This window comes from Thiomicrorhabdus indica (genome assembly GCF_004293625.1).
Classification (GTDB): domain Bacteria; phylum Pseudomonadota; class Gammaproteobacteria; order Thiomicrospirales; family Thiomicrospiraceae; genus Thiomicrorhabdus; species Thiomicrorhabdus indica.
In genome coordinates, this window is sequence record NZ_CP033040.1 from 904,308 (window position 1) to 918,566 (window position 14,259).

General features: G+C 41.5%; 10 protein-coding genes. All 10 read left to right on the forward strand.

The window, feature by feature from the left end; genetic code table 11:
* Positions 1-13 precede the first annotated feature (13 nt).
* The 10 genes from murD (at position 14) to folA (ending at position 14,229) form a co-directional block, all read left to right on the forward strand.
* Positions 14-1,372, forward strand: coding sequence for a UDP-N-acetylmuramoyl-L-alanine--D-glutamate ligase (gene murD, locus D9T12_RS03730; RefSeq protein WP_130536918.1), 1,359 nt, complete (start codon positions 14-16; stop codon positions 1,370-1,372).
* Entirely contained in the window at positions 1,362-2,876 is a 1,515-nt protein-coding gene (gene ftsW, locus D9T12_RS03735) for a putative lipid II flippase FtsW (RefSeq protein WP_240693229.1), read from the forward strand. Before murD ends, ftsW begins: the two co-directional genes overlap by 11 nt.
* Before the next feature lie 43 nt (positions 2,877-2,919).
* The gene (gene murG, locus D9T12_RS03740) at positions 2,920-4,050 is read left to right on the forward strand and encodes an undecaprenyldiphospho-muramoylpentapeptide beta-N-acetylglucosaminyltransferase (protein ID WP_130536919.1); all 1,131 of its coding nucleotides are present in this window, start codon (positions 2,920-2,922) and stop codon (positions 4,048-4,050) included.
* Positions 4,050-4,829, forward strand: coding sequence for an SDR family NAD(P)-dependent oxidoreductase (locus D9T12_RS03745; RefSeq protein WP_130536920.1), 780 nt, complete (start codon positions 4,050-4,052; stop codon positions 4,827-4,829). Before murG ends, D9T12_RS03745 begins: the two co-directional genes overlap by 1 nt.
* Before the next feature lie 294 nt (positions 4,830-5,123).
* The gene (locus D9T12_RS03750) at positions 5,124-7,160 is read left to right on the forward strand and encodes a methyl-accepting chemotaxis protein (RefSeq protein ID WP_130536921.1); all 2,037 of its coding nucleotides are present in this window, start codon (positions 5,124-5,126) and stop codon (positions 7,158-7,160) included.
* A 159-nt stretch (positions 7,161-7,319) separates the two neighbouring features.
* A complete protein-coding gene (lgt, locus tag D9T12_RS03755; RefSeq protein WP_130536922.1) occupies positions 7,320-8,174 on the forward strand; it encodes a prolipoprotein diacylglyceryl transferase in 855 nt (284 codons plus the stop codon).
* A 6-nt stretch (positions 8,175-8,180) separates the two neighbouring features.
* Complete coding sequence (gene thyA / locus D9T12_RS03760; protein WP_130536923.1) at positions 8,181-9,014, forward strand: thymidylate synthase; 834 nt, start codon at positions 8,181-8,183, stop codon at positions 9,012-9,014.
* A gap of 141 nt (positions 9,015-9,155) precedes the next feature.
* On the forward strand, positions 9,156-11,312 hold the full coding sequence (locus D9T12_RS03765) for a DctP family TRAP transporter solute-binding subunit (RefSeq protein WP_130536924.1): 2,157 nt from the start codon (positions 9,156-9,158) through the stop codon (positions 11,310-11,312).
* A gap of 9 nt (positions 11,313-11,321) precedes the next feature.
* The gene (locus tag D9T12_RS03770; protein WP_130536925.1) at positions 11,322-13,628 is read left to right on the forward strand and encodes a bifunctional diguanylate cyclase/phosphodiesterase; all 2,307 of its coding nucleotides are present in this window, start codon (positions 11,322-11,324) and stop codon (positions 13,626-13,628) included.
* Between the two features lie 91 nt (positions 13,629-13,719).
* A complete protein-coding gene (gene folA / locus D9T12_RS03775; protein WP_206199131.1) occupies positions 13,720-14,229 on the forward strand; it encodes a type 3 dihydrofolate reductase in 510 nt (169 codons plus the stop codon).
* Positions 14,230-14,259: the final 30 nt, after the last annotated feature.

A 14,259-nucleotide genomic window follows, 5' to 3' on the forward strand; every position in this document is an offset into this window, starting at 1 on the left:
TCAGGGAATAAATATGTATTTAGTCGCAGGATTAGGCGTCACAGGGCATTCAGTTTTGCAGTATTTGCAATTGAATAAAGAAAAAGCTCTGGCATTTGACACGCGAGAAGGGTTTGATTTTTCAGGGTTAAAAGCCCAATTTCCTGATGTTGATTTTGCGACTGGGCAGATACCTAAAAAATGGTTGTCTAAAATTACGACAGTAGTGTTAAGTCCGGGTATTTGTGTCCGAGAGCCTTGGGTTCAGTCGTTCATGGCAAAAGGTATTCAAATCGTAGGTGATATTGAGCTATTTGCACGAGCTGTTGGTGTGCCTGTGGTTGCGATTACCGGTTCCAATGGAAAAAGTACGGTGACAACATTGGTTGGCATGGCATTGGAAGAGGCAGGCTATTCTGTAGGCGTTGGTGGCAACATAGGTGTTCCGGCGTTGGATCTATTAAGTGATGATAATGAATACGAAGTCTATGTGCTGGAGTTGTCGAGTTTTCAATTAGAGACAACCTATTCGCTTCACACTATAAGTTCAGCTTTGCTGAATTTAAGTGAAGATCATATGGATCGTTATGATGATATGAATGCCTATCTTCAAGCGAAACTCAATGTATACAATGATACTGCGTTAGCGGTTTGTCCATTTGACTTGGAGTGTGATGCCTTGCGATTGAAACATCATCGTAAGTTCGCATTGTGTCGTTCTAAGCATTTTGATGAATACGGTGTGGTTGAAACTCGTAAAGGTAATTATCTTGCTCGAGGCGGTACTCCATTAGTGTCGATTGAATGCATGTTTTTGCAAGGCAAGCATCATCAGTTAAATGCTTTGTCGATGATGGCTTTGTGTGAACCGTTTCGTATTCCTCCCAAAGTTTTTGAATCCGTGTTAAGACGCTTTAAAGGGTTGCCACACCGAACTCAGGAAGTTGCGCATCAAAATTCCATTCGCTGGATTAATGATTCCAAAGGTACCAATGTTGGAGCAACCTTAACAGCTATGGAGTCGATTGGTTCGCAAATGGACGGGAAGCTACTTTTAATTTCCGGTGGGGTTGGAAAAGAGGCAGAATTTGAAGCGCTTGCTCCGGCTGTGGAGGCGTTTTGCTCTCAGGTCGTTTTATTTGGAGCAGATCGAGGCGTGATTGCTAAAACCCTGCTTGAAAAACAGCCTTCGGCACCGGTTACTGAGTTTGAAACTCTAAAAGAAGCCATTGATTTTGCCCATGACCATGCCCAATCAGGGGATGTGGTCTTGTTCTCACCCGCTTGCGCCAGTTTTGACCAGTTCAAAAATTATGAGCATCGAGGGGAGTGCTTTACCCGTTGGGTAAATGATTTGTATGCAAAAAAGGGTGAGAGTCAACATGAAGGTTGAAAACTCTCAGCAGCTCAATTTATCCTTTGAGGAAAAATTAAACCAAACTGTAAAACCTCAAATGACCATGGATTATTGGTTGTTGGCGGCCTTGGCTTGTCTTTTGGCTTTAGGCAGTATGATGGTGTTTTCCAGTTCAATTGCTCTGGCTGAAAATAATTTTGGAGATTCATTTGCCTATTTGAAGCGCCAATTGATTGCGATGGCGTTAGGCTTAATGGTCGCCTATGTCACTTTCTATATTCCCATGCATTTTTGGAAAAAGAATCGTGGGTATTTGCTGTTGCTAGGTTATGTGTTGTTAATAGCTGTGTTAATTATTGGGACAGAAATAAACGGCAGTAAACGCTGGCTTCCTTTACCATTCTTCAATTTTCAGCCGTCAGAATTAATGAAACTTATCGCCATTATTTTCATGGCCGGCTTTTTAATTAAGCATCATAGTGAGGTGAGTGCCCGAGTGACGGCTGTTTTGCGGTTAGCAATTCCGTTCGCTTTAATGGGCATTTTGTTACTGCTTGAACCTGATTTTGGGGCAACCTTTGTCATTATTGCCGTCCTAGCCATTATGCTATTTATTGCCGGTGCGCCTTTAAAACACTTCCTTATTATTCTTTTACCGAGTACTGCTCTGGCAGTGGTGTTAATAAATAATGCTCAGTATCGTTTAACGCGAGTGCAGAGTTTTATGAATCCTTGGGATGACCCGTTCGGGAGCGATTATCAATTAATTCAATCCTTATTAGCGCACGGTCAAGGTGGTTGGACTGGCGTTGGTTTAGGGGAGTCTGTACAAAAACTGTCTTATTTGCCAGAAGCTCACACCGATTATATCTTTTCAATCTTTGGCGAAGAGTTTGGTGTAGTGGGAGTGATTGCGTTAATTGCACTCTACGCATTTATTATTCTACGAATTTTTTTAATTGCCGCACAAGCTATGAAAAAAGGGCATTCTTTCGGTGGCTTGATTGCTTACGGCATTGGATCTTGGATAGCCGTTCAGGCTGTTATTAATATGTCAGTCACGCTTGGATTGGCGCCATCGAAAGGTTTGACCTTACCACTGTTTAGTTATGGTGGTTCAAGCATGTTGATATTTTTGTCCGCTTTGGCCATCGTATTCCGAATTGATTATGAAGCTCGGCATTACCCGCCGGCAAGGCTTACAAAACAATCGGGTGACAATGCCGATGAAGATTCTGATAAGACTTCACATAAGCCATCTGAATTAGCGAATGTAAATGCTAAAGATCAAAAATCAGCGTCTATGGAGTCAAAACGGAATAATCATGCTGATCAATCATCGAGCACAAAATCACCGGCCGGTAAACATTCAACTGACTCCAAACAGTTGGATTCAGAAGGTGTAACTCCTAAAAAACGGCGGCGAATTTTTTCCAATCGCAAAAACGTTCAATCTGAGGCGGCAGAAAAGTCCGGTTCGAAGCCAGAAAGTTCTGTTCGAGAACCTATCCGCAAACGCAGTAAGCGCGATTTTCGTTGAGAATTTTAAACGCTTGAAAGATTGATTTGAAGGAATTCAGAGCATGCATAACACCTCAAAAAAACTAAAAATTGTCATTATGGCGGGGGGAACAGGAGGACATGTTTTTCCCGGAATTGCGATTGCTCATGAGTTGCAGAAAGCAAATGTAGAGATTCATTGGCTTGGGACACAGGGCGGTTTAGAGAAAAATTGGGTTGAAAAGGCTGGTTTAGACATTTCAGAAATCAGTATTCGTGGTTTACGTGGAAACGGAGCTTTAGGTTGGTTAAAGGCACCGTTCAATATCACGCGAGCGTGGTGGCAAGCCAGAAAAATTCTTAAGCAACAGCAGGCAGATTTAGTCTTAGGCATGGGCGGTTTCGTTTGCGGGCCAGGCGGATTGGCGGCAAAGAGTTTAGGTATTCCTTTAATGATTCATGAGCAAAATGCCATTCCAGGATTGACGAATAAATTGTTAGCCCCTTTTTGTGAATCGATTATCACGGCGTTTGAACAAGAAAAACTGACGGGTGATAAGGTTCATTTAATGGGGAATCCTGTTCGTCAAGGGTTGGAGTCAATTCCCGTTGTGGAATGGAATTCTGACCGGCCGGTAAATTTGTTGGTTTTGGGTGGAAGTCGCGGAGCTTTGGCATTGAATCAAAATTTACCGAAAGCTTTGGCCTTGTTGCCTGCATCACTCCGGCCAGTTGTGCAACATCAAACCGGAACAAAAACACTCGAACAAACCCTAGGTTTTTATCAACAAGTTGGGATTGATGCGAATATCACCGCGTTTATTGAAGATATGCAGAGCGCTTATGAGAAAGCAGATTTAGTGTTGTGTCGGTCTGGTGCATTGACTGTTAGTGAACTGATGGCGGTGGCGCGTCCTGCCATTATGGTTCCTTACCCTTACGCAGTGGACGATCATCAAACACAAAATGCGCAGGCATTGGTTGATTTGCAAGGTGGTGAGATTTTGCAAGAGCGTGATATGAATGAAAAAGTCTTAGCAGAACACCTGAATGCTTGGTTGGCACACCCGGAACGATTGATGCAGGCTTCCAAAATGATACGACAGAATGCCCCTCAACAAGCGTTGGAAAATATTTGTCAGCACTTATTGGATTTCTGTCAAAGTCGCCAATCCTCTTTGTCTCACTCACAGAAAAATAGCGAGGAAAAATAATGAAAGGCTTACAGGGACGCAGAGTTTTCATTACTGGAGCTTCTAGCGGTATTGGTGCTGGTATGGCAAAGGTACTAGCAGGTTATGGATGCAAATTGGTGTTGCATTACAATCGCAACGAAAAAGGCATTGTTCAAACTCTTGCGACGGTAAAAGAGATGGGGGGCGAGGCTGAAATTATTCGTGGTGATTTTGAACAGTTAGATCAATTAGACAAACTTTTTGAGCAAGCCTGGCAATTTTTTGGCGGCTTAGATGCGTTGGTCAATAATGCCGGCTTAATTACCAAAACTTTATCCTTAAAAGACCCGGCCGGTGAAAAGTTTTCGCGCACCTTAGCAGTCAATCTTCATGCGCCTTATCAATTAAGCTGTGCTTTTGCAAAAGCCTGTATTGAGGCCAAGCAAGCGGGTGCGATTGTCAATAACTCAAGTATTCATGGACAAGCGACGTGTGAATGGTTTGCTGCTTATGCGGCATCTAAGGCGGCTTTGGATGCAGTTACAAAAGTTCAGGCGATTGAATGGGGGAAGTACGGCATTCGTGTCAATGTGTTGGCGCCTGGCGTGGTTCCTGTGGAGCGCACATTTGATATTTTAAACAAGCCTGAAATGGAACAAAAGTGGACGAATGCCATGCCTGCTGGTCGTTATGGAACCGTTGAAGAAATGGGTGAAGCGACCGCTTATCTATTATCGGAACATTCAAGCTGGATGAGTGGCTCAATTCTTACTTTGGATGGAGGTCTGATTGCGAGAGGGAATTATCCTCAACGTTAGGTTGTAGTGATGGACTTTCAAAACTTGCCAATTGTGTTCATGTTTTCTGGTGTTTTTCCTGTTTAAGTGTCAGGCTGTTCTCTGGCCGGCACCCTTCATTTTATTATTCAAATACATTTCTTTTTTTATGCACGTCAAATCAGTTTTTTAGCACTTAATGTTTTTAAGCCATTGTTTTTGTTGTGTTTATTTAGTTTATGGTCTTTTGTTTGCTTGAGTCTTTTCAATAACGACGTATAAGGTTAAATTGATAATAATTTAGCCTTAATAGATTTGAAAATGAAGGCAGTTACAATGACGCAGTTTTTATCAGGCTTAAGTATTGAGAAAAAAATTCGTTACGGTTTTGGTGTAATTTGGATTGCACTAGCGGTGATTACGCTTCAAGCTGTGGTGAACCTTTCAATGGTGCGCTTCAACATTACCGAGGTGATTACGGAGAAGCAACCGATTGTTCTGAAAGTTCTAGAGATGAAAGCATCTTTGGAGCAAACTCGAAATTCACTGAGTATTGCGTTACTTCTCAAACAGCCCGAACTACTGAATGCCTATGAGCAAAAGTTAAAAGCATTCGAACTCACCGTTTCAGAGCTGGATGCTTCAAGTCAAAATTCGACCGATTCAAAACTCACGGAAAACTTTGCAAATCTGTCGTTAGCGATGAAAACGTTGCACTCGGAATTGGAAGAAATTGAAAGCCTTCAATCCAAATACAGCAATAATTACCCTGCTTTTGAATACAGTAATGAAAAACTTCTTCCTTTAGCAGTACGCTTACAACAGCTATTGACTGAAATTGTAAATTCAGAGCTTGAGGAAGTTGGAACTGAGCGGGAAGAAATTCTTTCTCTGACCATTGATTTGCAAAAAACATGGTTAAACGTCATGAATGCGTTACGAGGTTATATGGCATTTCGTACCGATGAAATGTCGGAAATGACGGAAAATTATTTGGATCAAATGGAGCAGTCACTGATTCAGTTGAAACAGTATTCTCAAAATGATCCTAATGTCGATTTAACCTTGGTTGAAGAAGAATCAATTGATCGTGCGATTGAGATCTATCAAGAGTATCGTGAAGTTTACATGGTCATGAAAAGCATTCATTCTGGCGAGAAATGGCGGATGGATACATGGCTAATGAAAAATAAAATCCAACCTGTTTTTGAGAAAATGGAGCAGGAATTACAAGTGATTGCTGACCAGTTCCTGTTGGGGGTAGAACAACAAAGTGAGTCTGTAGTGGACAGTAGTTTTTGGAATATTATTCTTTTACTGTTGTTCTCTGGAATAGGGCAATTATTTGCCATGCGCGTTTCAAGCCGAATCACGAAAGAAGTTGTCGAACCTATTTCTACCGTTTCCCAAGCAATGGCAAATATTGCCGAGGGTCAAGGGGATTTAACGAGTCGTCTGCCTGTTAAAAGTCATGATGAAATTGGCAAAATGGCAGAACACTTTAATCAGTTTATTGGTCGAATTCAGGCAATGTTGACCAAAATTCAACAAACGATTGTCAAACTTGAAGGAGCCTCTTCGCATTTGAACGATATTACTCAAACCATGAGTGATGGTGCTCAGCAGCAACTTGAATCCAGTTCTGTATTGAGCAATTCCATGTCACAAATGGCAGGACAGTCTAAAGAGGTTGAAGCGCATTCGCAAAATACTTCTCGTGCAACGCATCAAGCAACTGAGAGAGTGAAAGAGAGTAGTGAGCAAGTGGTGGACGCGGTGAATGAGATTCAGCGTTTGTCAGAAAATATGCAGCAAATGACGCAATCGGTGATGGAGTTACGTGCGGATAGTCAGATGATTGGCAGTGTGATTTCGGTGATCCGTGAAATTGCAGAACAGACGAATTTGTTGTCCTTGAATGCGGCTATTGAGGCAGCTCGAGCGGGAGAGCATGGTCGTGGGTTTGCCGTGGTAGCAGATGAAGTTCGTGCTTTGGCAAACAGAACTCAAGAATCTACAGGTGAAATTCAAGCCATTATCGATAAGATTTGCAAAACAACCCAAAAAACCGTTGCAGTGGTTGAGCAAGGTCGAGAAGTCACGCAAACCAGTGCTCAAATTATTCAAGAGAGTAAAACCAAAATCGGTCCAGTGACGATCCTAATGGAAGATATCAATAAAATGTCTGAGAAAGTGTTGGCGGTTGCGCACTCGCAGACATTGTTATCTCAGCAGGTAAATCAAAATATTCAACAGATTCATGGCGTTGCAGAAACCGCAGCTTCAGGGGTTGAAAAAACGGATGCAGCCGCGTCCGATTTACAAAAGCTTGCACAAGAACTGGATGGATTGGTTAGACAGTTCAAAATTTAAGCAAATAGTTCTCAGTTTCCACATTTTTAAGAAAGCAATACCGGCCGGTTTGACTCAATTTAACCGGCCGGTATTCTTTTTAGCCCTCCAATAAACCCACAGTTTGTTATTATTTCGCTTCAGATAATTTCTTTACTATTCTATTTGAGAACAAACTTTATGTGGTCTTATCCCGAAATTGATCCAGTTGCTGTAGCGATTGGTCCTTTGAGTATTCACTGGTATGGGCTGATGTACTTGATCGGTTTTACAGGCGCTTTCTTGATTGGTGTTTATCGAGCAAAACGTATTGAACCTTGGAATTCCGACTTTGTTGGGGATTTACTGTTTTATGGTGCAGTGGGGGTCATTCTTGGTGGAAGGCTTGGCTACATTCTCTTCTATGATCTTGCCCATTATCTTGAAGCGCCCTTGGATGTTTTTAAAGTATGGCAGGGAGGAATGTCTTTCCACGGCGGTCTGTTAGGTGTTGCGATCGCCACATGGTTGTTTGCAAAGAAAACAAATCAAACATTATTCTCTGTTTGGGATTTCGTTGCAGTCATGGCGCCAATTGGGCTTTTAACCGGCCGGGTAGGGAATTTTATCAACGGTGAGTTATGGGGGAAAGTCACTGATTCACCATTTGGCATGCTTGTTTATGATTCAAGTTTGAACGCGGTGGTTGCCAAATATCCGACGCAGCTTTTAGAGGCCTTTCTGGAAGGATTGGTCTTGCTAGTACTTCTATTGTGGTATTCCCGAAAACCAAGGCCGTTTGGTTCGGTGGCAGGTTTGTTTTTAGTTGGCTACGGTTTTTTCCGGTTCTTTGTCGAATTTTATCGGGTGCCAGATGTTCAAATTGGCTACTTGTATGGCGAGTGGCTCACTATGGGGCAGGTTTTATCTACACCAATGATATTGGCTGGTTTGGGCTTAATGATTTATGCACACAAAAAGCAATCATCCCCACATTATCGTAGTCCTGAAGAAATTCAGGCGCTAAAATCTGTTGAAAAAGAAACAAAGGATTGATGAGCAATGCGCCAATATTTAGATTTACTGAAACATATTTTAGAAAACGGTACTCAAAAAGGTGATCGAACAGGCACAGGGACGATTTCGGTATTCGGTTATCAAATGCGTTTTGATTTGCAGGAAGGTTTTCCGTTAGTCACCACCAAAAAACTGCATATTCGTTCGATCTTGCATGAGCTGTTGTGGTTTTTAAAAGGTGATACCAATATTAAATATCTCAAAGAAAATGGTGTGCGAATTTGGGATGAATGGGCGACCGAAGAGGGGGAGCTTGGACCTCTTTATGGCAAACAGTGGACTGCTTGGGAAAAGCCAGATGGGCAAACGATTAATCAAATTGCTGAAGTGGTTGAAACCTTAAAAAATAACCCTAACAGCCGTCGGATGATTGTATCGGCATGGAATCCAGCCGATTTGCCGGATGAGACGATTTCACCGCAAGAAAACGTTAAGCAAGGGCGAATGGCGCTGGCAACCTGTCACGCTTTTTTCCAGTTCTATGTCGCCAATGGTAAATTGTCGTGCCAGCTTTATCAACGCAGTGCCGATACCTTTCTTGGCGTGCCGTTTAACATTGCCAGCTATGCATTACTGGTGCATATGATTGCCCAACAGTGCGACTTAGAAGTGGGTGATTTTATCTGGACTGGGGGGGATGTACATTTGTACAACAACACGATTGATCAGGCAAAAACTCAAATTCAGCGTGAGCCTTTTTCTTTGCCCAAATTAGTGATTAAGCGTAAACCGAATTCGATTTTTGAGTATGAATTTGATGATTTTGAGATTTTAGATTACGAGGCGCATGCACACATTAAAGCCACCGTTTCAGTCTAAGATAAGTGCCGTTCACTCTTTTTTAGAAGAGAATATAAATAAGTTGTCTAATAGTTTGATTTATCTCAATTCATCGAATGAATAATATTTTAATATGAAGAGACAATTTTGTCGGTGAATGATAGAAGAAGGTGTCTTCGAATGCGTAAATCTTACTTTTTTGTAATCGTGTTGGTTGCACTGACAATCTTTGCTGGGTATGGAAAACAATGGTTTTTTCTAGATTCTGATCCAGTTTCCTCTGAATTTCAGCTCGATAACCAGCAGAAAATTACGCTTCGATTTGGTCACAATACCCCCGAAGATAGCGCGCTTCATCAAGCCGCTCTACGCTTTGCAGCCATTGTCCAAGAGAAAACAAATAACCAAGTTCAGGTTGATGTTTTTCCGTCTCAGATATTAGGTAATGACCATAAAATGGTTGAAATGGCTCGAGAGGGAAAGCTTGATATTCTCCTGACACCGACTGCAAAAATGAGTGTACCTCTTCCGGCTATGCAATATGCCGATCTGCCATTTTTCTTTCCCTCTCGTGAAGATACCTACGCTTTGTTAGATGGTGAACCCGGAAGACTGTTACTTGATAAGCTAGATAAAATCGATTTAGTCGGTGTGACGTTTTGGGAAAACGGATTTAAGCACTTTACTGGAAATACCCCATTTCTTGAGCCATCCGACTTTGCGGGTAAGAAAATACGAGTCATGAAAAGTGACATTATTATGGATCAGTTTCGTTCCCTTGAAGCGGAGCCTGTGCCAATTGATTTTCACGCTACTCGTCAAGCGCTCTTAGATAAAGCTGTCGACGGTCAGGAAAATCCACTGGTTGCAATTGTTAGTATGGGGTTTCATGAAGTTCAGTCTGATTTTGTTCTTAGTGAGCATGCATATTTAGGTTATGTCTTTTCCATCAGTAAAAAAGTATTCAATCAGTTACCACAAGACGTGCAAATTGTTTTGATTGAGACGGCTAAAGAGGTGACACCATGGGAACGAGAAGAAACTCAAAGAAGGGAACAAGGTTTACTAGCCAAAATTCGTGAGGCCGGTGTAAGAATTCATACTTTAACGGCAGATCAGCGACAGGCATTTGTTGATAAAGTCTCTTGGATTGCTAAGGCTGCTGAAGGGGTTATAGGCGTTGACATCATGTCTAAGACTGATGAGTATTTGCAGGATAAATATGGACCGACTCCCGAGTCTAAACAGCAAGTGGTAATTGGATTGAATGCTGATTTGTCTATGGATGGCAAAGGTCTTGTTGGTTTGGCATTTAAAAGAGGAATTGAGTTAGCTTTGGATGAAATTAACAGCCAAGGTGGCGCTCTCGGAAAGCCAATGAAGTTAATCGCTCGAGATCACCGAATTACTTCGAGTATGGGGATTAATAATTTACAGTATTTTTCTGCTCGTGAAGATGTGCTTGCGGTGATTGGTGGGAAACAAAGCGCGGTGATTGTCGAGGAACTTCCCTATATTCAAGAAAGTAAGATGCCGTACTTAATCCCTTGGGCAACCCTGCCTGAACTGACAGAAAATGGTTATCAAGACAGTTATGTTTTCCGTTTATCTGTGAATGACCGTTATGTTTCACCTTTTTTTGCGAAATATGTAACCAAGCGCTTCAAGCAAACGGCAATAATTGTGGAGAACACTGTATGGGGGCGTAGCAATTTAGAGAGTATTGCCAAACATATGACAGATAATGGCGTAGCGCCAGAAGTACTCATTACGCTGAATCGAGGGCAAAAGGATTTGACTAGGGAGTTTAATCAGGTTTTGGAAGCTAAGTGCGACTCGATTATGTTAGTGGTTGACAGTAATGATGGTGCCAATTTTATTGAGAGACTGGCACAACTTGATTCTTCACCGGTTGTGATTTCTCATTGGGGGGTTATGGGAGGAAATTTTTATGAAAAGGTTGGGCATTTGCTGCCAAATTTAGACTTTCGGTTTTTTCAAACGGATTTAGCCATCACTAAACGTTCTAGGTTTAATGATTTAATGGCACGTTATCGTCAGAGCTATCATCTTGAGAAAGATGAAACTATTCTTTCATCAATTGCGGTTGCCCGTGCGTATGATTTAACCCACTTGATTGCGTTAGCAGTTGAACAGGCGGGAAGTTATGATAGGTCTGCAGTGAAGCATGCATTGGAAAACTTACCGGCTTATGAGGGCGCGCTAAAAAATTATTCCAAACCATTCAGTAAAGGCAATCATGACGCTCTAAAAGATGAAGGTTTTTTTATGGCGCGTTTTAATCATACTGGGACGATTGTTCCTGTGAGCAAGTAGGTTCCCCTAATGAGTCATATCTTTAAACATGCCAGCCTTCGTCGAAAGGTGAGTTTCCAAATTATCGCTCTTTTGACTTCGTTCCTGATTGTTTACTTATTAGTAATGCTGTCACTGGTAAGAGAGCAGGTTCACAGTTCAATGCAGTCGCTTTTAGAACAGAGAGCGGTTGTCCTTCAAGAAAAAATAGAACAGCAATTTGAGTATTTGTTAGAGAACACGACATTATTGGCAAGTCATCAGCTAATGATTAATGCGTTGACGGATACTGCAGGGCGTAAAAAATATTTGCCGCCTTTAGTGAGTAACTTTCAACAAGGAAAAGATGTGCTTTCCTTGAATGTTGTGGATTATGCAGGACATGCGATTTATCAAACTCAAACCTCGCTTCCCGAATATAACGACTCTTCAGGTTTGCGTCATGCTCTGGCTTACCGTAAAACAGTGTTTCAGTTATATAAAGACCAGAACAACATTCAGATTATTAGCCCGATTGAATACTATTCAACAACTCAGGGAGCTTTGTTGGTAGTTTTTGACTTGAAGGCGATTGTTGATCATCAGCTTGCCGATAATGAAGAAGGTTACATTCGAATCAGAAGTCATGATCAAGTCATTTATCAGACAGGATTTGAGGAGAAGTTGAAGTATGTCTCCCATATTCATAACCGCCTTGATGCCAATTCGCTTTTTAAACAACTAAATATACAGCTTGAAATTGGAGAGCCTGAATCGCTGTTTAATGCTCAGGTTTGGGCGTCAATTTATCCGTTAATCGCTTTAGGTATTTTACTGATTATTATCAGTACTTTTTTCGCTTCACATTTAGGAACTCGAATTGTCAGCCCGATTTTAGAGTTGAATCGTAGGGTTAAATCTTCCAGTAAAAATAGAGAGGTTTTTTGTAGTCCAATTGGTACAGAAGACGAATTAGAAGACCTTGCCAAAGCATTTGATGAAAGGACATTGGAGCTTCAGCATCAGGCTGAACATGACTCTTTGACAAGCCTGCCTAATCGTGTGTTGTTTTTGGATCGTTTGCAGCAAGCGATTAAACTTACGCAAGGTTCCAATCAAAAGTTAGCGATATTATTCATTGACCTCGACCGATTCAAAGAGGTGAATGATTCCTTTGGTCATGATATGGGAGATGAGTTACTTCAGGTTGTCAGTGACAGTATTCAAGAGGTTCTCAGAGCAAGTGATTCAATCGCTCGATTAGGCGGCGACGAATTTGCTGTTTTAATCAATCAAGTGAATGATCAAAATGTCATCGTATCGGTCTTGGAAAAAATACTGACCCTTTTTAAAGAACCATTCACGTTAAATTATCGTCAAATTTTCACCACCTGTAGTATTGGGGTGGCAGTCTGTCCTGAAAATGGTGTGACGGCAGAAAATTTGTTGCGCAATGCCGATGCGGCTATGTATAAAGCAAAAGAAGAGGGTCGCAACAATTATCAATTTTATACACAAGATATGACAAAGTTGGCTTATGACCGATTGATGATGGAAAATGATTTGCGTGTTGCTATTCGTAATAACGCATTTGAGCTTTTTTATCATGTGCAAACGGATATGAGAACTCAACAATTGATCGGTGTTGAATGCTTAATTCGTTGGTTTCATTCAGAGAAAGGCTTTATTCCACCGGATAAATTTATTGGATTAGCAGAAGAGACAGGATTGATTGTACCTATTGACCGTTGGGTTTTGACTGAAGCGATGGCGCAATACCAGCGTTGGCAAAAACAAGGGTTAGATATTGGGGTCATGTCCGTTAATTTATCTGCCGTGCAATTAGCGCAAAGGGATTTTATTAGTTTTGTTGAACACAACCTCTATTACTATGAAATCAACCCAACAAAATTCATGTTCGAAGTGACTGAAACTGCGATCATGCGCTCACCAGAGCAGAGTGTGGAAGTTTTAAATAAGCTGAAAGGGTTAGGCGTTGGACTTGCATTGGATGATTTTGGTACAGGATTGTCTTCGTTGTCGTATTTGAAAAAACTTCCTATCGATAAAATCAAGATCGATCGCGCTTTTATTAAAGACATTCCTGAAGATGAAGAAGATATGAGTTTAACGAAAACCATTATTGCCATGGCTGAAAATTTGAACTTGCAGTTGATTGCGGAAGGGGTTGAAACCGAGCCTCAAATTGAATTTTTGATTAAGAGTGGTTGTCATCATGCTCAGGGATATTTTTATCATAAGCCTTGTAATTCAAAGGATATGAGTGAGATTCTAAAAGGTAAAGAATCAAAAGTCATACCAATTAAAATGAGCCCATTAACGGATTCAATTCATTGATTTTGGATATGGCTTTTTAAGAAGTGAAATTCAGCCTACAGAGGCTATAAAAGACATTTTAAAATGACAAAAACATTGAGCAGACAGAAGAATGAACGAAAATGAAATTAAATTGTCTATGATTGCGGCAATGACAAAAAACCGTGTGATTGGCAAAGACAATGATATGCCGTGGCACTTGCCGGACGATTTGCAGTTTTTTAAAAAGAACACGTTGGGTAAACCGGTGGTTATGGGACGTAAAACGTTTGAATCGATTGGTTGCCGCCCTTTACCTGGTCGACCAAACCTGGTGATTAGCCGCCAGACTGATTTGGATTATTCAGTGCCGGTGTATGACTCGGTGGAAAAGGCGTTAAAAGCGCTTAAAGACGATAACCCGCAAGAAGTGGTCATTATGGGCGGCGGGCAACTTTACAGCCAAATGGTCGATCGAGTTGAACGTCTGTATTTAACGTTGATCGATGCTGAAATTGATGGTGATACGCATTTTCCCGATTGGACGCAAGCGGGGGACTGGTTTGAGTTATCTCGCGAACACCATCCTGCTGACGAACGCCACGCCTATGCATTCGATTTTGTGGTGTTGGAAAAGGCTTGATTTGTCACCAAATTAACCGGCCGGTAAAGA